The 26,182-nt window shown below is 36.0% G+C and carries 21 protein-coding genes; 11 read left to right on the forward strand and 10 right to left on the reverse strand.

The genetic code is table 11. The annotated features are described in order from the left end of the window. From IEV85_RS20560 to IEV85_RS20575, 4 genes are all read right to left on the reverse strand, one after another. Positions 1-1,227: a hypothetical protein gene (locus tag IEV85_RS20560; RefSeq protein WP_188467109.1), complete on the reverse strand. Its 1,227-nt coding sequence runs from the start codon at positions 1,225-1,227 to the stop codon at positions 1-3. 376 nt (positions 1,228-1,603) lie between these two features. Continuing rightward, positions 1,604-2,944 carry a site-specific integrase gene (locus IEV85_RS20565; protein WP_188467111.1) on the reverse strand — a complete coding sequence of 447 codons (1,341 nt, stop codon included), beginning with the start codon at positions 2,942-2,944 and terminating at the stop codon, positions 1,604-1,606. Positions 2,945-3,299: 355 nt separating this feature from the next. Continuing rightward, positions 3,300-4,481: a GTPase HflX gene (gene hflX, locus IEV85_RS20570; protein WP_188467113.1), complete on the reverse strand. Its 1,182-nt coding sequence runs from the start codon at positions 4,479-4,481 to the stop codon at positions 3,300-3,302. Between the two features lie 22 nt (positions 4,482-4,503). Continuing rightward, positions 4,504-5,184 (reverse strand): c-type cytochrome, encoded by a 681-nt coding sequence (locus IEV85_RS20575; protein ID WP_188467116.1) that lies wholly within the window; start codon positions 5,182-5,184, stop codon positions 4,504-4,506. A gap of 196 nt (positions 5,185-5,380) precedes the next feature. Between IEV85_RS20575 and IEV85_RS20580 the strand changes: the two genes are divergently transcribed. The 10 genes from IEV85_RS20580 to IEV85_RS20625 are packed head-to-tail and all read left to right on the forward strand — an operon-like array spanning position 5,381 to position 17,599. After that, a complete protein-coding gene (locus IEV85_RS20580) occupies positions 5,381-6,532 on the forward strand; it encodes a glycosyltransferase family 4 protein (protein WP_188467118.1) in 1,152 nt (383 codons plus the stop codon). 57 nt (positions 6,533-6,589) lie between these two features. Beyond that, positions 6,590-7,411 carry a polysaccharide biosynthesis/export family protein gene (locus tag IEV85_RS20585; protein ID WP_188467120.1) on the forward strand — a complete coding sequence of 274 codons (822 nt, stop codon included), beginning with the start codon at positions 6,590-6,592 and terminating at the stop codon, positions 7,409-7,411. A 2-nt stretch (positions 7,412-7,413) separates the two neighbouring features. Beyond that, complete coding sequence (locus IEV85_RS20590; protein WP_188467122.1) at positions 7,414-9,780, forward strand: GumC family protein; 2,367 nt, start codon at positions 7,414-7,416, stop codon at positions 9,778-9,780. After that, the gene (locus IEV85_RS20595; RefSeq protein ID WP_188467124.1) at positions 9,780-10,814 is read left to right on the forward strand and encodes an NAD-dependent epimerase/dehydratase family protein; all 1,035 of its coding nucleotides are present in this window, start codon (positions 9,780-9,782) and stop codon (positions 10,812-10,814) included. The genes IEV85_RS20590 and IEV85_RS20595 overlap by 1 nt, the downstream gene beginning before the upstream one ends. Positions 10,815-10,845: 31 nt before the next feature. Then, the gene (locus tag IEV85_RS20600; protein ID WP_188467126.1) at positions 10,846-12,255 is read left to right on the forward strand and encodes a tetratricopeptide repeat protein; all 1,410 of its coding nucleotides are present in this window, start codon (positions 10,846-10,848) and stop codon (positions 12,253-12,255) included. After that, a complete protein-coding gene (locus IEV85_RS20605; protein WP_188467128.1) occupies positions 12,255-13,019 on the forward strand; it encodes a phosphosulfolactate synthase in 765 nt (254 codons plus the stop codon). Before IEV85_RS20600 ends, IEV85_RS20605 begins: the two co-directional genes overlap by 1 nt. Positions 13,020-13,037: 18 nt before the next feature. Next, on the forward strand, positions 13,038-13,976 hold the full coding sequence (locus IEV85_RS20610) for a polyprenyl-phosphate transporter (RefSeq protein ID WP_188467130.1): 939 nt from the start codon (positions 13,038-13,040) through the stop codon (positions 13,974-13,976). Next, complete coding sequence (locus tag IEV85_RS20615; protein ID WP_188467132.1) at positions 13,973-14,710, forward strand: shikimate dehydrogenase family protein; 738 nt, start codon at positions 13,973-13,975, stop codon at positions 14,708-14,710. Before IEV85_RS20610 ends, IEV85_RS20615 begins: the two co-directional genes overlap by 4 nt. Before the next feature lie 48 nt (positions 14,711-14,758). Beyond that, the gene (gene uvrB, locus IEV85_RS20620) at positions 14,759-16,783 is read left to right on the forward strand and encodes an excinuclease ABC subunit UvrB (RefSeq protein ID WP_188467134.1); all 2,025 of its coding nucleotides are present in this window, start codon (positions 14,759-14,761) and stop codon (positions 16,781-16,783) included. Between the two features lie 42 nt (positions 16,784-16,825). Further along, positions 16,826-17,599 (forward strand): S1/P1 nuclease, encoded by a 774-nt coding sequence (locus IEV85_RS20625; protein WP_229712675.1) that lies wholly within the window; start codon positions 16,826-16,828, stop codon positions 17,597-17,599. Here the strand turns inward: IEV85_RS20625 and IEV85_RS20630 are convergent. Further along, the gene (locus IEV85_RS20630; protein WP_188467136.1) at positions 17,596-18,180 is read right to left on the reverse strand and encodes a hypothetical protein; all 585 of its coding nucleotides are present in this window, start codon (positions 18,178-18,180) and stop codon (positions 17,596-17,598) included. The two genes, IEV85_RS20625 and IEV85_RS20630, sit on opposite strands and share 4 nt — an antisense overlap. A 103-nt stretch (positions 18,181-18,283) precedes the next feature. Between IEV85_RS20630 and IEV85_RS20635 the strand changes: the two genes are divergently transcribed. Next, entirely contained in the window at positions 18,284-20,371 is a 2,088-nt protein-coding gene (locus IEV85_RS20635; protein ID WP_188467138.1) for a tetratricopeptide repeat protein, read from the forward strand. Positions 20,372-20,615: 244 nt separating this feature from the next. Here IEV85_RS20635 and purE read toward each other — a convergent pair whose 3' ends face one another. The 5 genes from purE to IEV85_RS20660 form a co-directional block, all read right to left on the reverse strand. Then, positions 20,616-21,137, reverse strand: coding sequence for a 5-(carboxyamino)imidazole ribonucleotide mutase (gene purE / locus IEV85_RS20640; protein WP_188467140.1), 522 nt, complete (start codon positions 21,135-21,137; stop codon positions 20,616-20,618). After that, positions 21,134-22,279, reverse strand: coding sequence for a 5-(carboxyamino)imidazole ribonucleotide synthase (locus IEV85_RS20645; protein ID WP_188467142.1), 1,146 nt, complete (start codon positions 22,277-22,279; stop codon positions 21,134-21,136). Before IEV85_RS20645 ends, purE begins: the two co-directional genes overlap by 4 nt. A gap of 166 nt (positions 22,280-22,445) precedes the next feature. Then, entirely contained in the window at positions 22,446-23,054 is a 609-nt protein-coding gene (locus IEV85_RS20650; RefSeq protein ID WP_188467144.1) for a SiaB family protein kinase, read from the reverse strand. Between the two features lie 73 nt (positions 23,055-23,127). After that, positions 23,128-24,534, reverse strand: a complete 1,407-nt coding sequence (locus IEV85_RS20655) for a DUF5723 family protein (protein ID WP_188467146.1) — start codon at positions 24,532-24,534, stop codon at positions 23,128-23,130. 10 nt (positions 24,535-24,544) lie between these two features. Further along, positions 24,545-26,137 carry a hypothetical protein gene (locus tag IEV85_RS20660; RefSeq protein WP_188467148.1) on the reverse strand — a complete coding sequence of 531 codons (1,593 nt, stop codon included), beginning with the start codon at positions 26,135-26,137 and terminating at the stop codon, positions 24,545-24,547. Positions 26,138-26,182: the final 45 nt, after the last annotated feature.

Consider the following 26,182-nt stretch of genomic DNA (forward strand, 5'->3'; position numbering starts at 1 on the left):
TTATTCCATTATCAAATTAATCCTAACCCCCAATCTACTTTCTGATGGTTTCGTATAATCTGGGGGAACTATATTATATAATACCTGTGTCTGGCCTTTCAGCTTTTTGTAAATTCTATATTCTATGCCCAAACCCAGCCAGCCTTTGGGCTGTACCTGCTTAAGGTCATACCAATTTTCTCTCAGTTCCTCGCTTTTAGTAGCATAAGGCTGCTCAAATTCCACATGGGCAAAAATGTTTTTGTAAAACTTGTACTGGCTGAACAGTCGGTAAGAGATTTCCCTGTTGAATTTTGCTGCGAGTGAATCTTTGTGGTACACTAAAATATCTGCACTGCCACTTAAGCCGGCCGACCATTTATTAGTAAATTTATAAGCCACTAAAGGAGCGGTTTTTAAGAGCAGTCCATTCATCCATTTGGCTTCCAGGCCTAAGCCAAATTGCCAGCGGTCTGCAGGGCTTTTATCCAGCTCGGTCAGCACCGGGCCATTAGGGTTCATCAGGTTTACTTTGCTGTATTTCTGTTTTATCCCTTCCATGCCTTTTAATGCAGATTGGATCTTATCAGCATGCTCCCCCAGCTTTTCTGCTATTTGCTGTGAGGCTGCCACTTTGGAAGGATCCCATTCCAAGGGCTTACTGGCTCCCAACTCAGAAACTAAGCCTCCTTCAGCTTGTAAAGCATTGAGTTCTTTAAATTCATCTACATGCTCCACCAGCAAAGCTTGGGACTTTTTTTCTAATGCTTCATAGTTTCCACTATCCAGCTGTGCTTTTACCTGTTTTGCTTCTTTCAGGGGAGTATCTATCAATGGTTTTTTAGAGATCTGGTTTTTTACTTTGCCAGAAACAGAAGGCAGTTTAAGCTTATGAGCACTTTCTTCAGGAAGAGGGATTCCCTTTAATTCTGGCAAATCACGAGCTTCAAGTAGAATTAACTTTTGAATTCTTCTGAAAGAAGTATCATTCACGAAAGAAAGTGAATCAATAAATAAAGTCACATTGCTGTTAATAGAGTCGCTAAATGAATGGAGGGCAGTATTTATTTGCTTTCCCGGCTCTTTTATTCCTCCCGAAAGACTGTCAGCAGAATGTAATAGACTATCCGGTTTTTGAGTGGAAACTTGCGCACGAAGAGGCTGAATCAACCAAAATATTACAAGCCCCAGCAGAAGATGCTTTAAAGGCAAGGATTGAAAATAAGGGTACTTATTTGATTGAAACATTCTCTACTATTTATCGTAGCAAGCTTTTTTTCTTTAAACATAGAAATATTTTCTTAGATACTCCAAAGAATCTTACTAATTATTAAAAAGATTACATGAAGAAATGTGACGAAATACGGCTTTTTCACCATCCCAAGTAAAAAATACTGAGCTTTTCTACCTTGTTCTTGAGGTAGTGCTTAAGAGAGAATCATTTTTGGAGGAACTTTATAGTGATTAATTGATCATTCACTTCAATTTGTACAAATATAGTTGCTTTGATAAACTGATTGGCTCAAGCTTTTTCGTAATTACCTGATTTGTATAACTGTCCCAATTTGTGTAGCTCCTTCTAATCTTGAATATTGGTTAGATAACATTAGTACCATACAAGGGCTTATTTATTACTAGAATTCGTTATTTCTCCAATAAAGTCAAGAACTCTCTCTGATTCAGCAGCGCTTAACTTAGGGAGCATAGCTATAATTTTATTATTCGTTTCCTTACTCACATCTAAATTAAAGCCATCCCATTTATCCATTTCCTTTTCCCTTAACCGATCCACAACTCTTGCATATCTTTGAGTAGTAGTTAACTCCGAATGGCCGAGAATATCACTCACTACTTCTATTTTTAATCCTAGCAATAATGAGTTGATAGCAAAAGCATGGCGAAAACCATGAAAGGTAATATGCTTGTTGATGCCGGCAATTTTAAAGATTTCTTTCAAATAATTATTAGTTGTACCATTTTCCTGAACAGGTTGTTCAAATAATAATCCGGATTTGCTTTCCAGCTTTAATAGAGAAAGCAATCTTGATTTTATTGGAATTCTAACTGTCTTTTTCTTACCGAGCCTGTCCTTCTCCATCTGCTTAACGATATAATTCTTCTGGATATGCTCACGCCTCAGTGTTTTAATATCAGAATGTCTTAGTCCACAATAACAAGCTACTAATGCATGCTGAAGCGTACTTTGATATCGAGCACCCACATGAAAATCTTGCGCATGTTTACTGGTAGCTTTCTTGACATACTTTAGCAACTCTTTGCTATCATATAAATCGTGTAAAAGTGTGATTTCTTCGGGCTCGAGGTAATTAATATCAACCAACTCAGGCTGGCCAACAATAAAATTTGTAAATGGATAATTTTTAATCTCCCCCGACTTATGAAGTCTTAAAGTATACTTTCTTAAAAAGGAGAAAACATGGTACTGAGTATTTGAGGCGTATTTAGGGATAAGATACTTTTTAAGCTTACCTAAATAATCTTCATCGATTTCATGAATTGAAAGCCTTTTTTGAAAACCTTTTAGAATATTTAACTGCTTTTCATACCCCTTTAAGGTAGATTCCTTAATTAGTGTCTCTTCCTTTTCCTTGATCAATTCTGCTTCAACATACTCATAGAAATCGTTACTTTTTACTTTACCAGTCACTCCATTATATTCATCCTTTATTCGCTTAAAAGTGATCGTCTGACCAGTTCTTTCCAGCTCATGTATAATCTCGTCCACCTTAACTTCTTGCCTCTTTATAAAAGTGACTATTTGGGTATGACCCTTTATTCCGGGTTTGATTCTCTTGAGTCTAGGGTCGTACTGATCAACATTGATTTTCCGACCTAAATTGAGGTAATTGTTCTTCCTATTAATAGTGATTCTTAGAGTTAAAGGAATAGTTCCGTTTCTAGAAATGTAGCCAGACTTACACTCAAAGCTTATACTTACATTCATTTTGACTTAAAAAATTAGTGAACAATTAGTGAACATAATTCATAATAATCGGATGCTGATCAACAATCGCTCCAAAATAAAGGCCGAAAGTAAGCAAATAGCGGGGTATTTGAAGAGGATGTTTCAAATAGAATAAGAAAAGTAGGGTTTAGGAAACTTCTATTCTATCCATTGAACTACGGTGCCATCTGTTGAAACCTCTGTAATCTGTACAAGAGGTGTATTTCTCTAGGTTTGCAAAAGTAATGAAATTGCTGATTTAAGACAACCCCCATATTTCATTTTCAAATTCCTTATGGGGATCTAAGTGATTACAACAAAAAGAAAATAAAAACTACATCCTCACGTGTAATACCTAATAGTAGGTGTTTTTTAAATAATTGGGGAATATAGTAAAATGCTTAGCCTCCACCAGTTTTCTTAACTTACTTTTCAATTCCTCAATATTTTCTTTGTTAGCTGCAGAAATAAAGACTACATCATTTTCTTCTTTATTAAGATAGGTAGTCTTTAGTTGCTCAATTTTCTCCTTCACTGTCAGTCCTTCTTCCTCATCCTTTAACAAATCTACTTTATTAAAAACAAGCAAAGTGGGCTTATCACTCGCTTTTATGTCCGCCAATGTATTATTAACTACATGGATATGGTCATCCAGCACAGGATGACTCACATCCACCACATGAATAAGAACATCTGCCTCACGAATTTCATCAAGGGTTGACTTAAAAGACTCAATTAAATGTGTAGGCAACTTCCTGATAAAACCAACAGTATCTGAAAGTAGAAAAGGAATATCCTCAAAATTTACTTTTCTTACTGTTGAATCAACTGTAGCAAATAATTTATTCTCCGCTAAAATATCCGACTTTGAAAGCAATGTCATTAAGGTTGATTTACCAACATTGGTATAACCCACAATAGCAACTCGTACTATCTTTCCGCGAGATTTGCGCTGAGTCATATTTTGCTTATCTATTTTCTCCAGCTTCTTCTTCAACACATCTATCGTGTTACGAATCATCCTTCTATCTGTCTCAATCTCTTTCTCTCCGGCACCACCCCGGGTTCCTGTCCCTCCTCTTTGTCTTTCCAGGTGCGTCCACATCCGGGTTAATCTTGGTAAAAGATATTGATTTCGAGCCAGCTCGACCTGTGTTTTGGCCTGAGCAGTTTGCGCCCTGCTCAAAAAGATATCAAGAATGAGCAAACTTCGATCATAAATTTTACAGCTCAACTCCTTTTCCAGGTTTCTCAATTGTGAAGGAGTTAGGTCATCGTCAAAAATAACCCAATCAATATTTTCAGCTTTTACATAAGCACTGATTTCCTCCAGCTTCCCTTTACCAACAAAGCTTCGAACATCAGGTTTCTCTAACCTTTGAGTAAACATCTTTTCAGTAGTTGCACCCAGAGTACTGGTTAAAAATGCAAGTTCGTCCAAATATTCATCAGTTTTTTCAGCGGACTGCTCTCTGGTAATTAATGCTACCAAAACTGCCTTTACAACAACACTATTTTCTGTGGTAACTTCGTACATATTTTGTCCCTGCTGCGGGATATTATTTTAGTTCATCTAAATAAGCAGCTACTGCCTCTATGTCTGATTCGGAAAGCTGATCCTTATAGGCTGGCATAACTCCTTTTCCTTTCTTTATCCACGCAATTCTTTCTTCCAGGTTTAATTTACTTTGAGTTAAATCCGGGGATTTAAACAATCCTTTTTTCCCATCCTTTCCATGACACTTTTTACATTCTGCCAAGTAAATCTCTTTTCCGGTCTCTAAAACATTTTCCATATTTTGGGAAATTATCCCAGGCTGATCGTCCATAGAAATTTCAGGTTGAGGATCACTTGTATCCTCTGCCAGTGTAGATTCTTTTGAAAAAGTCAAACTGCCAGCTTCAGAAACTCCGTATATATAAAAAGTAAGCAAAAGTGCGATAAGTGCCATGGCTTTATTTTCTTTTTTAAAAGCTACAATACCTATGGGAATAATCAATAGTACAATAATCAATTTCACCCACAGGTAAGTAGGGGCTTCAGCTCCATAAAGATAAAGTAAATAACCTCCGGTAGCTAACATTAGCACCCCTAAAATAGGGTCTGCCATTTTGAATTTAGTTCGTACTTTATTAAGAAGTTGATTTTTATTAGTAAACAGTAAAATAGATTTAAACAATAAAAAAAGTAAAAATAGTGTAACAATAGTAACATGTGAATGTAGGATACCAATTTCCATAATAGAAGATTTTTTTTTTACAAAAATAGAAAAGCTTTATATAATTCCTGTTTTTATATCATTATATTTGAACCGAATGTGTAATCTTGAAGGATTTTATAAAAGTTTAATCAGTTATATCTTCTCCCCTATCGAATTATCCCCAATTCACCCTGAAAGCTTTTTATAAATTCTTAATTTTAAGCTCTTTAAGACAATGAAAATAGCTATTACATTAAATACATCATGGAATATCTATAACTTTAGATTTTCCCTCATACAAGAGCTACTTAGAAGTGGACACTCAGTGGTAGCTATCGCTCCTCATGATGATTACACTGAAAAACTGATCCAGATGGGATGCTCTTTCGAAGATGTAACTATGGACAGCAGAGGAGCCAACCCCTTTAAGGATTTAGGGCTCACTTATGAACTTTACAACATATATAAGAGGACAAAGCCAGATGTTATATTACACTATACTATCAAACCAAATATTTACGGAACATTAGCAGCTACTGCTTTAAGCATTCCTGTTATAAATAATATTAGCGGACTTGGCACCATATTTTTAAATGATACATGGATTTCTAAAATAGCACTGACACTTTATCGTTTCTCATTTAAATTTCCCAAACAGGTTTTCTTTCAAAATCAGGAGGATCTGCAGCTATTCCTTGATAAAGAATTAATCCAAAGAAATATATGCGAAGTAATTCCGGGCTCGGGTATAGATTTAAGTCATTTTTATCCGAAAGAGAAAACCGAAATTAAACCTGAAAAACCTTTTGAATTTTTGATGATATCTCGTTTAATCATTGACAAAGGTATACGAGAATATGTTGCTGCCTGTGCAATTCTACAGGAGAGAGGAATAAATGCAACATTCAGTTTATTAGGCACCTTAGATGAAGAGCACTCACGAGGAATTGCCTCAGAGGAACTTGAAGAATGGATTCAGGAAGGCTATATTAACTATTTAGGAAGTACAGATGATGTACGGCCTTACATTCACAATGCCGACTGTATAGTTTTGCCTAGCTACAGAGAAGGTACACCAAGAACGCTATTAGAAGCTGCCGCTTGTGCCAAACCAATTGTAGCTACTAATGTGCCCGGCTGCAACAATATTGTAGATGATAAGCGCAATGGCTTGCTTTGTAAAGTTAAAGATGAAAATGACCTTGCCCTTAAAATGAAAAACATGTTTTATCTTGGGGAAGAGGAACAAAGGAAAATGGGCCTGGAAGGTCGGGACATTGTGGAACGCAGGTTTGACCATCATATAATTATTGACAGATATATGAAAGCTATTGAAAGCAATGGGCAAATTAAGCCTCAGCTGGAATTGGCATACGTAAATAAATAATTAAGCATTCTTAATTAACCATTGTCTTTTGCGGAATTGGTTATATTTTTACATTTAGTGAGAAAAAACAACAGCACACCCTTTTATACTTATCCATTTTATATACTAATAGCTGCATTTTTTTTAAGTGGCTGTAAAGTATATAAACAAAATATTATTCTCCAGGCTGAAGAAGATTTGAATGTAGAGCAATTTCAAAATGAGATAGCGAAAGTTGAGGAAGCTTACGAGATAAAAGCAGGAGATAAGCTCATGATAGAGGTATACACCAATAAAGGAGAAAGGGTTTTAGACCCTAATCTGGAAATTGGTTCTACTACCGGAGCAGGGGCACAAATGCAATCTAAGCCAAGTAAGGAGTTCGATGTATTGCCTACAGGGGAAATCAATTTACCTTTATTAGGCAAAGTAAAGGTAACAGGGTATTCAATTAATTTATTGCAGCAAACTTTACAGGAGCAATATAGCGAAATTTATATAGAGCCATATGTTCGGGTTTCACCTCTAAACAGAAGAGTAATAGTACTAGGTGCTATGGGCGGCCATGTGATTCCTCTTGCTAACGAGAAAATGAATCTTTTAGAGGTTTTAGCACTTTCAGGAGGCCTTACTAAAGATTCAAAAGGGGGTAACATTCGTTTAATTAGAGGACCATTGGACAATCCGGCCGTTCAAATAATTGATTTAAGCACCATAGAAGGCATGCAAAAAGCAAACCTTGATATAATACCCGGTGATATTGTTTACGTGGAACCGCAGAGAAGAATCTTTAACGAGTCTGTGCGGGATTTCGCACCAATTCTGGGGATAATAGCTAATATAGCTACTCTAGTGCTTGTTATTCAAAACATCCAATCCAGTAATGACGATCCTCAATAGCTTTGGATAATAAAACAATATATCAAAGAAACATTGCCAAGGGCGCACCTGCTACAGCTCAGTCCCGAAATGATATGTTCGATTTTAAGAAGTTTTTAATCTTACTTAAAAAGAATATAATATGGGTTTTTCTTTTCTTCACTTTAGCCCTTCTCTCGATATTTCTGTACATAAGATATACAAATGTTAAATACCAGTCTTATGCAGAGTTAAAACTTAATAAAAGAAATGAAGCCAGCGTTTTTGGCTTTAATCCTTTGTCAGAGGAAAGCTCTAATCTGAATACCCTTTCAGGAGAAGTAGAACTAATTCGCTCTAAGCTTTTCCTAAAGCAAGTGATCAAAAAGTTACCTTTGGATGTTACCTATGAAGTTATTGGCAGATTTAAAAATGAAGAAAGATACGCCTATGTACCGTTTCGAGTAAAATACCAGGAGTCCTGCGCTCCAAAACATCTCAAGATGTTTGTAGATATCATTGATGAACAAAATTTTAGAATAAGCCTCAACCCAGAAGAAAACAAATGGAAGAAAGGGTTATTTAACCAGGATTTTGATTTTGGCGGATGTACCTATCAGCTTCAAAAAACAGAAAATTTCTTTGTTGGGGAAACTTTATTTTTTACAATCAACAGTGAAGAAAGCTCACTTGATTATATTGAATCTAACCTTTCAGTTGCTCCGGAAAACTTAAATGCCAACACCATAAAAATCACTTTTGAAGATTATAATTTGTATAAAGTTCAATCAATAGTTGAGACTATTAGTGAATTATATATTGAATATAGCAGAGAGCAGAAAAACAAAGCCAATCAGTTAAAAATCGAATTCTTAAATGAACAGCTCAATCAAACCGCAGCTGTTCTTTCCGGCTATGAAGCAGCCATAGAAGAATTCACAGTCGAAAACAAAACGGTTAATCCTGCAAATGATTTAAACAAGCTGATTACTGAAATAGTAAAAGTAGATTCTATGCTTTTTAACTACCGCTTTCAGCTAAAAGAGCTTAATAAAACTCAGGAAATAATTAAGGAAGATTCCATCCAAATTTACCAGATAAACACTACTCTTTTACCTCAAAACATCTACCAACATTTTAATGAACTTATAGAGCTTAATAACTCTTTATTGTTGGCAAAGATGCGTTACAAAAGCGGAAGTCAAATTATAACTGAAACTGCTCAGAAAAAGGAAGTGCTGTTAGTACGTATTCAACAAATGATTGATTCCCGAATAACTTTTCTGGAACAGCAGCAAGCATCTTTACTTACCAGAAAAAAAGCTTTAGAAGAATCATTTAATAAACTACCGGCTAAAAATAATGAACTAAACCAGAAAATGCGCTTTTATTCATTGTATGAAGAGCTATATCTCGCATTGATGCAAAAAAAGACTGAGTTTCAGATTGCTCAGGCCGGAACTTTAGCGGAAGTAGTCATTTTAACACCTGCCAGCTTACCCAAATTACCTATTGGCCCCTCTTCTAAAATATTGTACATGGGGGCAGTGGTCTTCGGTTTAATACTAAGCTTCGTATTTGTAATGGTTAAATACCTCATTTATGATGAAATAAATAGCTTGAATGAATTGGAACGCCTTACTCATTTACCCATCATTGCTTCCATCAGTCGCTTAAGAAAAAGTATCGCTAAAAAAGGTGGGGTAATTGTATTCGAAAAACCGAGGTCTCAAATCAGTGAAGCTTTTCGTACCTTGAGAACAGGCTTAAGTTTTCTGGGAATTAATGAAGGAAAAACTGTCATCTCTATTACTTCTAGCACAAGTGGAGAAGGTAAAACCTTTATAGCTGTAAACCTTGCAGCTATCCTTTCTTTATCAAGTAAGAAAACAATTATCCTGGATTTGGACATGAGGAAGCCCAGAGCGCAACATGCCTTTAATATTCAATCAAATGATGATGGAATAAGTTCTATCTTAAGCGGGGGAGTGCATTGGAAAAATTGTGTACACAAAACTAAAAATGAGAACCTGCATTTTATCCCTTCCGGTGTAATACCTCCTAATCCTGCAGAATTACTGGAAAGTAACCTTTTCACTCAGCTGTTGAGTGAATTAAGAAAAGAGTATGACATTATTTTGTTGGATACACCTCCAATAGGTTTAGTATCAGATGGTATCATAGCGCTCAAAAAATCGAATTACTCTCTTTTTGTGGTGAGATCTGATTATTCTAAAAGAAGTTTCATTAAAGATTTACACAGAAGTATAGACCTCAATGGCATTGAGAATGTTTCGCTCATATTTAACGCTGCCAAAAAAGACAATAAAAGCTATGGATATTATCAGGACTACTACAATGATAATGGCAGCAAATCACTTTCCACACTAAAGAAAATTTTTAATTTTTAATGCCCTCTAAAAAGGTATTGTTAACTGGTGCAACCGGACTGTTGGGCAGTAATTTGCTTCACCATCTAATTCGGGAAGGTTATCACGTTTTTGCTATAAAAAGAAATAAATCTGATCTAAGCCTTTGCCCTGAAAGCAGCAAAATCACATGGATAAATATAGATTCTATAGACGTGGAATCTGTAATTGGTTTAAATATTCCATTTAATTATATTATACATGCTGCAGGATTTATTTCTTATCAAAAAAAGGATAAAGCAAAGCTTTTCGAAGTTAATACTAAGCTGACAACTAAAATGGGCATTGCAGCATTAAAACTTAATGTGGAAAAATTTATATTGGTCAGTAGCATCTCTGCAATAGGGAAGCAAGACCCTTCAAAGATTTTAGACGAAACCACTCCCTGGGATAAAAATCAATTTTCCAGTAATTATGGAAGAAGCAAAAAAGCTGCTGAGGAGAGTATAAAAACATTAAGTAAAGAAAAAGGTCTGCCTTATTTAATTTTTAACCCTTCAATTATTGTTGGCCCTGCTAAACCGGACCAAAGTAGTGCTCGTCTAATCGGTTATGTGGCTGATGGCAAACCCTTTTACACATCAGGTATGCTCAACTATATTTTCGTTGATGATGTTTCTTCTGCAATCATAAAAGGAATTAAGAGTAGTTACATCAATCAACAGTGGATTTTGAATGGAGGATGGATTAGCTATAAAGGTTTTTTCTCAATAGTAGCAAACTATATGAATGTAAAACCTCCACAATACAATGTGCCTAAATTTGCTGTATTAGCAGGAGCTCTTCTGGAAAATATTTATAGTAGAATAAAAGGAAAAACACCTACGCTCTCTATGGAAACAGCAAGAATGGCAGGCAGTAAAAATATTTATAGCGCAGCTAAAGTAAAGAGAGACATCAAAATAGATTTTTCCCCGTTAGCTGATGCAGTTAAAAACACCATTGACACAATGAAAATAAATGATTGGTTAAAAACTATAATTTTTATACCAGCGTTGTTGATTTTAACCCTGTAATTACTAAATTGTATTGGATAGTAAATAACCTATGAGCGAATTTTATAGAAGCCGAAAAGACGGAGAAAAAGAGTTAGTGAAGAAATTCGAAAACCACGTTCAGGGTAAAGCCTTTCACTTCTTTGATGTTGAAGAACTGGAACAGGTTGTAGAATTTTATCTGGACGAGAACAACAACAAGAAAGCACTAAAGGCCTGTGAATTTGCTGTTGAACAATATCCGTTTTCAATAGAACTGATTGTATTAAATGCCCATGTACTGGCAACCAATCAGAAATATGATGAAGCACTTTCTGTACTGGAAAAAGCTGAAAACTTTCAGCCTAATGATGTTGACTTACTTATGACTAAAGCCAACATACTCACTATTTGCGAAAGAAATAATGAAGCAATAGAGAGTTTGTTGCATGCACTTACTTTTGCCGAAGAAAAAGACGAGATTCTTTTCCAGATAGGGATGTGCTACCAACAGATGGCTAAGTTTGAGCAAGCTATAGAATATTATAAAAAGGTACTGGAAGAAAATGTGGATTTTGAAAATGCCATTTATGAACTTGCCTATTGCCTTGATGTTACAGATCAGCTGGAGGGAAGTATCTCCTACTATGAAAAGTTTATAGATGCTGACCCCTACTCATACCACGCATGGTATAATTTGGGAGTAGTATATCATAAGCTCAAAAAGTACCAAAAAGCCATTGAAGCTTACGAATATGCTATAGCTATTGATGATCAATTTGCATCTGCCTATTTTAATATGGGCAATAGCTATGCTGAAATGGAAGAGTATACCAAAGCACTGGATGCTTTCTCTCAAACTTTAAGAATTGAAGGCGCCAGCGCTGAAGTATATTGCAGAATGGCTGAAACTTATGATCAGTTAGATCAAATTGATTTGGCTGTAAAATATTTTCAGAAGGCCATTAAGTACGATCCTCTGTATGATGAAGCTTTCTACGGATTGGCTAAAACACTTACTGCACAGGAAAAATGGATTGAAGCAGTGCATTATGCAAGAAAAGCATTAAAAATAAATATGCACGAAGCTAAATACTGGCAGGCAGCTGGTTTTGCAGAGTATCAACTAGGCAACCAAAATGCCGCCATTGACGCATATGAGGAAGCCGTTTCACTTGATCCTGAAGAAGTTAGCATTTATTTAGACTGGTCATACATCTACTTTGATTCAGGTGAAATAGATGTTGCAATGAATATTATTAAAGAAGGATTAGATGAAAATCCTGAGGCTGCTGAACTCTATTATAGAATGACTGCCTATTTAATTGAATCAGGTAAATACAAAGAAGCCTTTATCTTTCTGGAAAATGCATTAGTTTTGGACTTTGAAATGCACACAGTGCTTTATGACTTTTTTCCGCAAGTGAAAACGCAGAAAGCATTGTATAAAATTATTGATCAATTCAGAAAAGATAATCACTAATGAATTACAGTTTAAAGCAAATACCCGAGCGTCCTTCAAAGCCAAGAGATGTAGGGTTCACTATGGCTATGGACAAAGGTCTTAGCAACAGAGAAGTAGAAGATTTTATCGATGGTAGTGGAGAGTACGTAGATATTGTGAAGCTGGGTTGGGCTACGTCATATGTTACCAATAACCTGAAGGACAAATTAGCTATTTATAAGGATGCAGGCATTCCTGTCTATTTTGGAGGCACTTTATTTGAAGCTTTTGTCATTAGAGACCAATTTGACGATTATAGAAAACTTCTGGACAAATATGACTTACCATTTGCAGAAGTTTCTGATGGTTCTATTGAGCTTCCGCATGATATTAAGTGTGAATACATCAGAAAGTTGTCAGAACAGGTTACAGTACTTTCAGAGGTAGGATCTAAGGATGAAGATAAAATTATACCTCCTTACCAATGGATATCTTTAATGCAGGCTGAACTAGATGCAGGAGCATGGAAAGTAATTGGGGAATCAAGAGAAGCCGGTAACGTAGGGCTTTTCAGGTCTTCAGGTGAAGTAAGATCAGGGTTGGTTCAGGAAATACTTACCAAGATTCCATTTGAAAAAATTATTTGGGAAGCTCCACAGAAATCTCAGCAAGTATATTTTATTAAGCTAATAGGGGCAAATGTTAACCTGGGGAATATCGCACCTAATGAAGTAATTCCTTTGGAAACAATACGATTGGGCTTAAGAGGAGACACTTTCCATCATTTCCTTAATAAACTTTAACAAAATTTTAGAAACGTAATGCGCTCAATAAAAGATTATTTGACACTACTCTTGAAAGGTGTGGCAATGGGTAGTGCAGATGTTGTACCGGGCGTATCCGGAGGTACAATAGCATTTATCACAGGAATTTACGAGGAATTACTTCGCAGTATTAAATCTATTGATGCGGAAGCTTTCAGACTTTTGTTTAAGTTAAAACTAAAGGATTTCTGGGAACATGTTAATGGCAATTTTCTCCTTACTTTGGTAGGAGGAATTGCCATTAGCGTATTCAGCTTTGCAAAGCTGATTACCTACCTTTTAGCAACCTATCCCATTATGGTATGGTCTTTCTTTTTCGGACTCATCGTCATTGCCGCTATCATTGTGGCAAGGGATATTGATAAAAAAGATTGGAAGGCTCTTCTTGCCGGAATTATAGGAATAGCTATAGCTTACTTTATTTCGGAAGCAGCACCCGCAGAAACTACTGAGGCAGGATGGTTTGTATTTCTTTCAGGAGCTATAGCCATTTGCGCTATGATACTTCCTGGAATCTCCGGTGCTTTTATTTTACTAATTCTGGGAAAATATCAGTACGTAATGGAGGCTGTTCACACTTTAAATTTCTCAGTAATTCTAATATTTATCTTTGGTTGTATATTTGGCATATTAAGTTTCTCCAGAGTTATTTCATGGTTTCTTACTAACTATCAGTCAATTACTGTTGCAATGCTGGCCGGTTTTATGATTGGTTCGCTTAATAAAGTATGGCCCTGGAAGGTAGTAGATACATTCAGATTAAACAGCAAAGGAGAACAGGTTCCTTTCCTGGACCATAATGTTTTACCGCACCAGTATTTACAACAAGTTGGTGAACCGCAATTAATGGAGGCCATTATGATGGCCTGTTTTGGTATTCTTGTGGTGGTGATAATAGAAAAAGTAGCAAATGTCTTCAAAGCAAAAGCAGAATGAAACTACTGGGTTTAATTGGTTATCCTCTGGGGCACTCTTTTTCTAAAGCTTATTTCAGCAATAAGTTTCTTAAGGAAGGTCTCTCAGATTACGATTACCAATTATTCCCTCTAAAAGATATTTCAGAATTTCCAGCTTTACTCAACGCATTTCCTAACCTGAAAGGACTGAACGTCACTATTCCTTATAAAGAAAAAGTCATCCCTTATCTTGACGAGCTAGATGAAAGTGCAGAAAAAATTGGTGCTGTTAATGTTATCAAGTTAGATAATGGAAAAAAAACAGGCTATAATTCTGACTACTATGGCTTTAGAAAATCACTACAAGATTTTTTACCTCAAAACTTTGAAGGGAAAGCCTTAGTTCTGGGAACAGGAGGTGCGTCAAAAGCAATAAATTTTGCATTAGGCACCATGGAGCTTCCATTTCAAGTAGTCTCAAGAGATAGTACAAGAGGTTTGAGCTATCAATCTCTTTTAAATAACCCGGAATTACTCCGCCATTTTCACTTAATTGTAAATACAACACCGTTGGGTACCTACCCTTCCGTTGAAGAAAAACCTGACCTTCCATATGATAGGATAGGAGAGAATCATTTTCTCTATGATTTGGTTTATAATCCTGAACAAACTGCTTTCATGAAAGAAGGAATAGCCAGAAATGCTAGTGTTAAAAATGGCTATGAAATGCTAGTGGAACAAGCAGAAAAAGCCTGGGAGATATGGAATGAGTGAAAATAAAATTTTTGCAAACATTTTATCAAATCCCCGTTTGTAGTACTTATGGATTTTAAAATTAAGAGCGATTATATACCAACAGGAGATCAGCCAAGAGCTATTGGTGAACTCCAAAAAGGCATAGAAGCTGGTGAGCAGGACCAGGTATTGTTAGGAGTAACGGGCTCGGGCAAAACCTTTACAGTAGCCAACCTGATTGAGAGAGTACAAAAACCCACTTTAATTTTAAGTCATAATAAAACCCTTGCTGCTCAGCTATATGGGGAGTTTAAACAATTCTTTCCTGATAATGCAGTAGAATATTTTATCTCTTACTATGATTATTATCAGCCTGAAGCATTTATTCCCACCAGTAATTTATACATAGAAAAAGATCTTTCCATCAATGAAGAAATAGAGAAACTGAGATTAAGTGCAACCTCTGCATTGCTCTCAGGCCGAAGAGATGTGATGGTGATTGCTTCTGTTTCATGCATTTATGGTATTGGTAATCCTGATGAATTCGGAAAAAATATTATCAGAATTCAACAAGGAGATAAGATACCCAGGAATCAGTTATTATTTGCTTTTGTAGATATTTTATACAACAGAACTACAGCAGAATTTAAAAGAGGAACCTTTCGCGTTAAAGGAGACACAGTTGATATTTTTGTTGCTTATGCAGATTTTGCTTACAGAATCATGTTCTGGGGAGATGAGGTCGAATCCATTCAAAGGATTGAACCTGATTCAGGGAAAAAGATATCTGATGAAAAAATAATTAGTATTTTCCCGGCCAATTTATTCGTGACAGGAAAAGATGTGCTTCATCAGGCTATTAAAGAAATACAGGATGACATGGTAGAGCAGGTGAAGTTCTTTGAGAGGGATGGCAGGTTTTTGGAAGCAAAAAGATTAAAGGAAAGAACAGAATTTGACATTGAAATGATGCGAGAGCTAGGCTACTGTTCAGGAGTAGAAAACTACTCTCGATATTTTGACAGAAGAGCTCCAGGCACCCGGCCTTTCTGCCTATTGGATTACTTTCCTGATGATTATTTGATGGTGATTGATGAAAGCCATGTTACAGTACCACAGGTAAGAGCCATGTATGGTGGTGACAGGGCGAGAAAGATCAACCTGGTGGACTATGGCTACAGATTACCTTCAGCAATGGACAACCGACCTCTTACATTTAATGAGTTTGAAGCAATGATGGGCCAGACTGTATATGTGAGCGCCACTCCTGCTGAATATGAATTGAGAAAAACGGAAGGCACTGTAGTGGAGCAAGTAATCAGGCCTACAGGGTTATTAGATCCTGAAATTGATGTGAGGCCAAGTGGCAACCAAATTGATGATTTACTGGAAGAAATTGATGAAAGGGTAAAACTTAAAGAAAGGGTTTTAATTACTACCCTTACCAAGCGAATGGCTGAAGAAATGAATAAGTTTCTGGGAAGAGCAAATATTAAATCCCGCTACATTCATTCGGAAGTAACCACGTTGGACAGAGTGGAAATTCTGAGAGATTTGCGATTAGGTGAGTTTGATGTATTAGTTGGAGTGAACTTGTTAAGAGAAGGGCTTGACCTGCCTGAAGTATCACTTGTGGCTATCCTGGATGCTGATAAAGAAGGTTTTCTTAGAAATCATCGATCACTTATTCAAACTATTGGAAGAGCTGCACGAAATGAAAAGGGGAAGGTAATTATGTACGCTGATAAGGTGACTGAATCCATGCAGTTGGCAATTGATGAAACCAATAGAAGAAGAGCTGTACAAATTGAGTATAATAAACAGCATAATATTGTACCTAAAACTGTTTTCAAATCAAGGGAGCATATTTTGGGACAAACTATTGCAGTGGACTCTAAGAAAACTTCTCAGCAGAAATACTATGCAGGAGCTGAGGAAGTTTCAGTTGCTGCAGACCCTGTAGTACAATATATGGATAAGACAGGACTGGATAAAATGATAAAAGCCACACAGAAAAAAATGGAAGCTGCTGCCAAAGAACTGGACTTCATTGAAGCAGCAAGACTTCGCGATGAATGGCAGGAACTACAGAAATTGAGGGACAGTAAATAAATTTAATAATTTATATTTGCACACAAATAGTAATTAAAAAACATGCGCATTAAATTAATCAGTACAATTTTATTAATGATTTTTCTTGTACCACAGGCTTTCTCATGGGGGCAAACGGGACATAGAGCTGTGGGTGAGGTAGCATCATTCTATCTTAGTAAAAAAGCACAAAGAAAAATTAATACTGTTCTGCAAGGCGAGTCACTAGCTATTGCCAGTGTTTGGATGGATGAAATAAAATCTGATGACGCTTATGATCACACTCACGATTGGCATTGGACGGAAATTCCGGATGGAATGACGTATGAAGAAGCTAAGAAGAACCCCAATGGTGATATCATCATGACCATTGAAAGACTAATTAAAGAGCTGAAAGCGGGGGGACTTGATCCTAAAACAGAACAAGAGCACTTAAAAATGCTTCTCCATCTTGTAGGAGACATCCATCAGCCATGCCATGTGGGTAATGGTGAAGACCAGGGCTCTAATCAGATCAAAGTAAAGTGGTTTGGTAAAAACTCCAACTTACACAAAGTGTGGGACAGTGAAATGATTGATGGAAAGCAATTGAGTTATACCGAATTGGCCAACGCTGTTAATAATATTTCCACCAAAGAGCAAATTGAAAAATGGCAGAAAGATCCTTTAGAACAATGGATAATTGAAGTAATTGCTTTGAGGCCTCAGGTGTACGACTTTAGTGATGACGGAAATTTACGATACGAATATGCTTACAAAAACTGGGATACTGTTCAACAGCAGTTATTAAAAGCAGGAGTTAGACTTGCTGAAGTGTTGAATGATATTTATGGCTAAAATTCAGTAAAAATAATGGGGGAGCTCTCAGATTCAATCTGAATGAACCCCTCTTCTTTCACAACAAACCCTTCTGATTGCTTTTCTGTGTTGCTACTCTGAAGTTCACCACTTAATATGTGAATTCTGCTACCTGAAGGATACCATTTCTTCAAATAATTTTTAAAACTTACCACAGTAATTTCTTCCTCCACAAATATACTTATTGGAATTTTTAAACTCTGGTTAAATACTGATTTGAGCAATTTCTCTCGCACTAACTTATTACAAAAAATATTTATCCCCGTAAATTCTTTATCCTCCAGTACAGATATAAGGCTACCTAGCATATTTCCTTCATCAAATTTCTTCACAGCATAATTTCCTGTCTGAAGATCGAGAGGGACATAATTAGAAGGATCAATAGCAAAAACACCATCTACTTTTATATTTTGAGACATTACCCATTCTGCATATTCTTCCGACACCCAAACTGTTGGAGACCAACCTAAAAGCTGCCTAATTAAAGTTAGATTATTATCAACAGATAAAATAAAAACGGGAGGTTCTTGCTCATCTCTTATTACATGGTGGGAAGACATACTTAAAATCTATAATATTGTTAAAGATAAATTAATGTACCACAGCGGAAATTTAATAGGTAATTCACTAAAAGACTGTAAATTGCACAAATTTTACTAAATAGTGAAAAGTTTATTACCCGGTATTTTAATACTTTGTTTGTTAGTGAGCAACGTGCTTCACGGACAGAATAAAGCAACCATTGACAGTTTAAAAAAGAGTTTGAGCAAGGATAAAACTGCCCAAAACATACAGCTCTATAATCAAATTGCATGGGAATACCGTAAATCACATCCAGATAGTACAATTTTCTACAGTCAAATTGCGCTTGACGTTGCCTCTCAGGAAGAATATCAGCTTTATAAAGCTCAACCTCTCAATTTCCTTGGAGTTGGCTACTACTATCTGGGTGAAAATCTTAAAGCTTATGAATATTATAGTCAGGCCAAAGATGTAGCACTCAGCAATGGAGATTCTTTACAATATGGACATGCTTTAAATAATATTGGAAGAATCTATTTCAATCAAGGTAATTATATTTCTGCCTACAATTATTTCATGAGATCAATGGAAGTTTTTGAGGAAACCGAAGATAAGACAGCCATAAGTTACGGATACAAGAGCCTTTCGGAGCTCTATCAGTCGCAGAATAACCTGGAGAAAGCACTGGAAATGTCCATGAAAACAGCTGAAATCAGAAAAAGCTTTAATGATCCATCAGGCATTATTTCCATTTACCTTGAAATTGCCAGTATTTACATCTCAATGAAAGATTACAATAGTGCATTAAGCTATTTTACAAAGGCCTATGACATTGCAGAAAATATTAACGATGAAGCTAATCTTGCCATTATTAAATTAGAAATAGCTAAACTTAATACGCAAAGAGGCCATTTAGGCATCGCTTTATTAAATGCGATTGATGCCCTCAATTTTGCGGAGAAATCCAATAATAACAATTTACTTATTAAGGTTAACTACCAGATGGGACTAATATATTATACCCAAAATAACTTTAATCGTGCGAAAATCTATTTTGAAAAGGTTAAAAAACAGGCTTCAGAGAATAATGATATAGTGTATGAAAGAGATGCTCTTTTGTTTTTAGCTAAAATTTACGAAAATGAAGGTATGGTAGAAGAAGCTTACAATAACTTTAAGCTTTTTGCTAATATGAAAGAAAAGACAGACAATATTGAAGCTGCCAGAGAAATACAGAAGCTGGAATCTCGTCTGGAAATTGAAGTTACAGAAAAAGAAAATCAACTTCTTAAATCGAACGAATCGGCCTATAAAGCAGTAATAGAAAAACAGAGAGCTCTTAGTATCGCACTTTCAGTTATTGCGTCATTAGTTGTATTGCTACTTATCATTATTTGGAGCACTGCAAGAAAAAGACAAAAGTTTAATAAAATTCTCGTGAATAAGAACGAAGAAATAGAAGCTCATCAATTAAAAATTACCGCGCAAAATGAAGAAATTAAAAAGCAAAATGATAAGCTGACCATTCACAATAAAACATTAGATGATCTCAATAATGAAAAAGATTCATTACTGGGTATAGTAGTACATGATTTGAAATTACCTTTTAGCAGGATTATTGGTTTAACAGATCTTCTTAAATACACAAAACTATCCATAGAACAGGAACAATATGTACAAATGATCCGAACCAATTCAAAACATGGCTCCTATTTAATCAACGATTTACTGGATGTAAATGCTATGGAAATTGATAAATCTAAACCTGTTCCTACAAATATTAACCTGAAAACATTACTAGAAAACCAGGGAGCTAATTTTGTTGTGGAGATAGCTAATAAGGAGTTAGGTCTTAAGATTAAGTGTGACCCTGATCTTATAGTCTCTACTGATAAAGCATTCCTTAATCGTATCTTGGAAAACCTAATATCCAATGCTATTAAGTTTTCACATTTGGGTTCAGAAATAATACTGTCAGCCGGTAAGGACAGTAATTCATTTTGGATTTCAGTAAAAGATTTTGGACTCGGATTTACTGAAGAAGATCAAAAGACTATATTTGGTAAATTCAAGAGACTGAGTGCAAGGCCTACTGGTGGTGAAAGCTCCAACGGCTTAGGCCTGGCCATTGTGAAAACACTTACTGACAGATTAAATGGGAAAATAAGTCTTAATTCAGAAAAGGATAAATTCAGTGAATTTACACTAACCTTTCCTATGTTGGATTAATAAATATAATTGGATATTTTCTGTTTGGAGGTAAGCAAAACTATAAATGATTTAAAAATAGAAGATAACAATAATTTGTGTTTACAAAAGGGCTCACCCCTTCTACCCCCTGATTTTATGCTATTACGTTTCTTTGTTGAATGAAAGTGAAAATTGTATACGATTAGGAAAATATAAAAATATATTTCCCCAATCTTTTTACTGAAGTACATGAAAGAATGAAGGCGTATATGCTAACAGCTTTTTAAAACCCAACCTTCTTTGATTTCCATCCATTCTCTTCAATGGTATTCGCAGAATCCATTACTTTTTCTTTTAACTGCTCTTTATATTCACTGAGTGCTTTATCAACTTCTGAATCGAAGTTAGCGACAATCTGAGCAGCTAATATGCCTGCATTTTTTGCTCCATCTAAAGCTACCGTTGCCACAGGAACACCTCCCGGCATCTGCAATATAGAAAGTACAGAATCCCAGCCATCTATTGAATTACTTGACTTTACAGGAACACCTATTACAGGAAGTGTTGTCAGGGATGCTACCATCCCAGGTAAATGGGCCGCCCCCCCTGCTCCGGCAATAATAACATGATAGCCATTTGATTTAGCGGATTTAGCAAACTCAAACATCCTCTCAGGTGTGCGGTGAGCAGAGACTATAGTTAAATCATACGAAAGCTTTAATTCTTCTAACACATTGGCTGCTTCACTCATCACTTTCAAATCTGACTGGCTGCCCATAATAATAGCTACTTTTCCCTTGCTCATGCTTTTACTTTTAAAGTGTTCTTAACTGTTTCAATCTTTTTCCTTAAGGATGCTAAACTTGGATCTGTAATAGTTACATGTCCCATTTTCCTGAACGGTTTGGTAATCTTTTTACCATACAAATGAACATGTGCCCCCGGAATTTTTAATACCTCATTCATCCCTTCATATTTCGCCTCACCTGTAAAACCATCTTCCCCCAAAACATTTACCATAGCTGAGCATATTTTTACATTTGTATCACCAAGGGGTAAATTTAAAACAGCCCTTAACATTTGATCATATTGAGATGTGAAATTGCCCTCAATACTCTGGTGACCACTATTATGAGGCCTCGGAGCGATTTCATTTACTAATATTTCATTATCCTTGGTCAGAAACATTTCCACAGCCAACAAACCAGTCATGTTTAGTTTAACTATCAGTTCTTTGGCTATTTTTTCGGCTTCTTCATTAATTTCAGGGGCTAGTAAAGCAGGTGATAAAAGGTATTCAACAAGGTTATGTTCAGGGTGAAATACCATTTCTACAGGAGGGAATGATTCAACTTCTCCTGCCTGATTACGCGCTACAATCACAGCCAACTCTTTCTTAAATGGAACAAAGCTCTCCAGTAGAGCAGGGCCATTAAATCCTTTTTCAATATCATTGGCTGATTTGATTACCTGTACACCCCGACCATCATAACCGCCTTTCCCCATCTTATGTACAGCTGGCAACTTATCTTCATGTTGCTTTAAGTCTTCTGCAGATTCTGTTAATACAAAGTCTGCCGTGGGAATATTGTTGTCTTTGTAAAACTGCTTCTGTATTCTCTTATCCTGTATAAGAGCGATAACTTCAGGCTCCGGATAGACTAAAACCCCTTCAGATTGAAGTTTTTTGAGTGCATCAGTATTTACCTTTTCAATTTCTATGGTCACCACATCGCATTCCTTTCCGAAAGCATAAACAGTGTCAAAATCCTCCAGATCACCCACTGTAAAGTCTTCAATTAATGAAGCACAGGGTGCATTTTCGTCAGGATCCATCATCTGCAAGTTCAAATTAAGATTAATTGCACTTTGATGAAGCATTCTACCTAACTGACCTCCTCCTAAAACACCTATTCTCTTCTGACTATCGAATTGACTTAATGACATGTTATACTTTTAAAAATTTCTGATATCGGCAAAAATAATATTTCTTACACTAATAAATTAACGATCTTCCGAAAAAGGAATAAGCTGGCTTATAAATAAAAAGCCTTCCTCCACCTATAACAGGGGAAGGAAGGCAAAAAAACAAACTGAATATTTTAATGGAGAATTATTTATTCTTTTCGTCTTTAATCTTTTCTCCGTTAATTTCCACTTTAAGTATGAACAAATCAAATTCTTCATCGATAGGAAGAAATTTATAAACTAACTGCTCTCCGGTTTTTCTGGCAATATCAATTAAGCCTAAACCTGCTCCTCCTTTATCGGAAAGTTTACCATGCTTAATCTGCTGCATATACATTTTCTTTAACTCGTCAGCACTGGCAGCATTTACCTCATCTATGGCAGCTCTTAAACCATCTACTTTTGACCTGGCCACCTTATTACTGGTAATTACATAATAAATTTCTTCCTTTTGGCCGATGATAAATAAACCATTACCAATATGGGCATCTGTAATTTCATCAGAATGCTTATTCATGTTTTGAAGCGTTTCTACCATCACATGGTAAACTCTCTTCTTAACATATCTATCCTCATTTTTACGGTCCATGTCTGATTCAGCCATGGATGTAAACATTTTGGTTATCTCATGATTGAACTCTCCCAGATAAACTAAAGAAATTCCATTCCCCTGCATTTCAGAGAATAAACTTAATACTGACTTGATGAAATTAACATTCAAATCCATCTTGCTTGTGTTTATGTTATCCAACATTAATTTAAAAATTATTTAAATGTATACTGATTTTCAGAATATTTCTCAAAATAGGACATTTTTTTAAAAAAATTTAATCAACACCTAAATCAATTGTGTCAATTGTACCTTTCTTGCTCTTTTTTGATTTTACTTTATTTATTTTTCCGAAAGTGAAGTTCAACCCTGCTCTTACATCGGCCATCTTCCCGTTTATAGGATTTGTTAATGATAGCAGGTCATTAGTAGCTACGTAGAATTGAAATCCGATCAGGTTAAGTGTAAAACCTGTTCCTATATTGGGTCTGCCATTCATTAAAGTTCCTGACAATGCAAAATTAAAGAAAGTATTTAACTGAAAATTATACATAGCTGTAAATGCAGGAATGATAGTTCCTCTGTAAATTTCAGAATACATAATGGCACTGGCTGTTTGCCTCGGGGTAAATTTATAGGAAGCTCCAGCATATAATTTTCCCGTCAGCGGAGTACTAAATGCATCGCCACTGGTTTCCTCAATTTCCAGCTCATCCACCAAACTATCCAGCTCATCTTCCAATGCACTGTCATCGCCATTTACCAAATCAATTACATCCACACCAGTAAAAGTTACAGAAGTTGAAGGGATATAGGCATTATACGTATTATTTTTCCATTTAATGAACCCAAGGTCATTTAAGGACGCGAAAAACTGAATTTTTTCTGTAAATTGATAGGTTGCCCCTAAGTCTACTGCGAACCCTCCGTTGTTAAAAGCATTGGCAATATCATCGCTATTATCCTCGTCATTAGCAGCTGCACCTGCAATACCCCCGGCTCTCACATTAAATCCTTTGCTGGTAAACTGAATTGAGTCTCCCCTGAATTCATCATTTCCGAAAGTTCTAATGCTGGCATCTAAACTTGGCATATCAGCATATGCATGACCAATCAGATATTTTAAACGAACTCCTAAAGTTAACTTTTCAGTAAACAGGCTTCTTCCATGAGATAATGCAACTTCTGTAAAAGCCATTGACTTTGCAGAAAATTTCTTTAAATCAACTATTCCATCTTCCAGCTCATCTGAAGCATTTCCATAGTAGGGTAAAGCTAAAAGTGATTTAGGTATGCTTGATCTTACAAAAACTCTTGAATTTATGCTGAAGGCAGAATAGCCATTTTTTCCTCTGATGCCTAAATGGAATAAATTAATGTTTGCATTTCCCGTTACCCTGTTATTCTTCTTCAAGCCATCATAGACCTCGTCAATTGCCATATTTCCTTCATCATCCTTTGAAGTGAGTAGTCCCAGGCTTGTAAAGTTGTTTCCGGCATTAACATAAAAACCAGAAACACCAGGAAGACCTAAAGAAAATTTATAATCAGGTAGGATTGCCGGGTTTAAAGCATTGGCTTGAGGCAGCGTTTTAGCCAGTCCATAGCCAATCATATCTGATTGCCCTTTCACATGAAAGGAGATCACTATCAGTATTAATAATATTAAGTATCTATTTTTCATCTTATGAAAATTAATCGTTTTCAATGGTGGCTTTATATTTAGCCTGCATTGCAAGGCTAAAGTCTATCTGATCCTGCGCTGAAATCTCTACTGATTGCACTCCGTCTACAGGAGTGGAAGTAGCCACACGAATGCTGATTCCTATTTGCTTTGTCTCTTCAAGAAACTTCAGTTCATTGATCGCAGTATCAGGATTATCACTAAGCGTGATGTACTCCAAAATATTTGATGCCTGACCTGATTGTCCTGCTTTTAGAAGCAACCCATCAAAAAGCACTTCCTGAACAACACTGTCTTCATCAAGAAAAACAGCTTTTAAATTTACATCAATAGGAAGTCTGTTGACAGAGTTAAATTTAAACATGATAGATTGTACATCCTCAGTATCCAAGTCACTTACTTCAAATGCTTCATTGAAAAGTAAATTCTCCAGAGAAAGCTTTAAAGGAATCTCCAATTCATAGCCGATTTTAATGGCAGACTGACGTGTAACAAAATTATTGGCAACATCATCAGGGTCAATTACACCATCTATTTGCAACCGGACAGAATCTGGTAAATCGTTAAGCAATGTTTTAATGGCTTCATTAAAAGCAACTTCTTGTACCGCCGGACTATTGAATGAGGCAGCCGGAAGGTTTATATCATCACCATAGGTCAACTCTTCTTCTTCTCCATCTTTAAAGCTTATAAAGCTATTTACAGTAAACAAAACAGGAAGGCCCATTGTGTTTGTGTAGATAATTTTAAATCTGGGATCGTCCAGATAATAAGAAAATTCTCCGATTTCATTATCTGCATCAAAAAAATTGGTTTCAATAGTATTTTCCTCAGTAGAGATCCCCTGAGTATTTAAGTCACCATACAGAGCCTCAAACTCCATATTGATGAAGCTAAAATCCAGATCAACACTATTTTGCCCTTCTACCAGATCAACATCATTTACTTTTTGCAAGCTCAATTGGTAAGAAACTATAATTTTGCCCTGATCATCATTACCTTTAAACACAAAACTGGTATTAAAGAAGGTATTTTGAGTACTCGCATTGGTGATAGGGTTAACTCCGTTATAATTCCAATTATACTGATAGTCTAAAATATTGGCTGAGCCCGGGGTACTTCCTGAACTAAATTGTAAATCCAAACTGCCATTTGCTGGGAAATTCTCCTGAAGGTTCAGGCTGATAGTACCCATAGCAATGATAATAGAATCCAAATCACTTCCATAATCTACTGCTACCTCTCTGTTTACAAGTACTGCTCCGTTATTGTTAAACTCATCTACTTCTTCAGGAGTAAGCATCAAAGGGAGTGTAGGAAAGGTCTTGTCTCCTAAACTGTAATAGTCTTGTGCGCTGGAACTAAACAAACTATCTTCCTTAACAACAATTACTATAACATCATTTTCTTCCTTATACTCAAAACTGGAATCAGAAGCTTCGAGTAAGTCTTTTATAGTAAAAGAAGAGTTAACCAATGGAAGCCCTAATTCGGGATTCCATTGAATGTTTCCTAAAGATAGATCGTCAAGTTCGGAATAACATCCGCCCATGAATAACGTGCCAGCTATACCCAGGAAAAGAATTGCTTTCTTAACATTCATATGCATACTTAGATTAAATTGCTCAAATTTATCATTATTTTTAAG

Source organism: Marivirga lumbricoides, assembly GCF_014636295.1.
In the GTDB taxonomy this organism is placed as follows: Bacteria; Bacteroidota; Bacteroidia; order Cytophagales; family Cyclobacteriaceae; genus Marivirga; species Marivirga lumbricoides.

Coding starts and splice junctions, on each gene's coding strand:
- IEV85_RS20560 (WP_188467109.1), bottom strand. CDS start 1,227: ATGTTTCAATCAAATAAGTACCCTTATTTTCAATCCTTGCCTTTAAAG.
- IEV85_RS20565 (WP_188467111.1), bottom strand. CDS start 2,944: ATGAATGTAAGTATAAGCTTTGAGTGTAAGTCTGGCTACATTTCTAGA.
- hflX (WP_188467113.1), bottom strand. CDS start 4,481: ATGTACGAAGTTACCACAGAAAATAGTGTTGTTGTAAAGGCAGTTTTG.
- IEV85_RS20575 (WP_188467116.1), bottom strand. CDS start 5,184: ATGGAAATTGGTATCCTACATTCACATGTTACTATTGTTACACTATTT.
- IEV85_RS20580 (WP_188467118.1), top strand. CDS start 5,381: ATGAAAATAGCTATTACATTAAATACATCATGGAATATCTATAACTTT.
- IEV85_RS20595 (WP_188467124.1), top strand. CDS start 9,780: ATGCCCTCTAAAAAGGTATTGTTAACTGGTGCAACCGGACTGTTGGGC.
- IEV85_RS20600 (WP_188467126.1), top strand. CDS start 10,846: ATGAGCGAATTTTATAGAAGCCGAAAAGACGGAGAAAAAGAGTTAGTG.
- IEV85_RS20605 (WP_188467128.1), top strand. CDS start 12,255: ATGAATTACAGTTTAAAGCAAATACCCGAGCGTCCTTCAAAGCCAAGA.
- IEV85_RS20610 (WP_188467130.1), top strand. CDS start 13,038: ATGCGCTCAATAAAAGATTATTTGACACTACTCTTGAAAGGTGTGGCA.
- IEV85_RS20615 (WP_188467132.1), top strand. CDS start 13,973: ATGAAACTACTGGGTTTAATTGGTTATCCTCTGGGGCACTCTTTTTCT.
- uvrB (WP_188467134.1), top strand. CDS start 14,759: ATGGATTTTAAAATTAAGAGCGATTATATACCAACAGGAGATCAGCCA.
- IEV85_RS20625 (WP_229712675.1), top strand. CDS start 16,826: ATGCGCATTAAATTAATCAGTACAATTTTATTAATGATTTTTCTTGTA.
- IEV85_RS20630 (WP_188467136.1), bottom strand. CDS start 18,180: ATGTCTTCCCACCATGTAATAAGAGATGAGCAAGAACCTCCCGTTTTT.
- purE (WP_188467140.1), bottom strand. CDS start 21,137: ATGAGCAAGGGAAAAGTAGCTATTATTATGGGCAGCCAGTCAGATTTG.
- IEV85_RS20645 (WP_188467142.1), bottom strand. CDS start 22,279: ATGTCATTAAGTCAATTCGATAGTCAGAAGAGAATAGGTGTTTTAGGA.
- IEV85_RS20650 (WP_188467144.1), bottom strand. CDS start 23,054: ATGTTGGATAACATAAACACAAGCAAGATGGATTTGAATGTTAATTTC.
- IEV85_RS20655 (WP_188467146.1), bottom strand. CDS start 24,534: ATGAAAAATAGATACTTAATATTATTAATACTGATAGTGATCTCCTTT.
- IEV85_RS20660 (WP_188467148.1), bottom strand. CDS start 26,137: ATGAATGTTAAGAAAGCAATTCTTTTCCTGGGTATAGCTGGCACGTTA.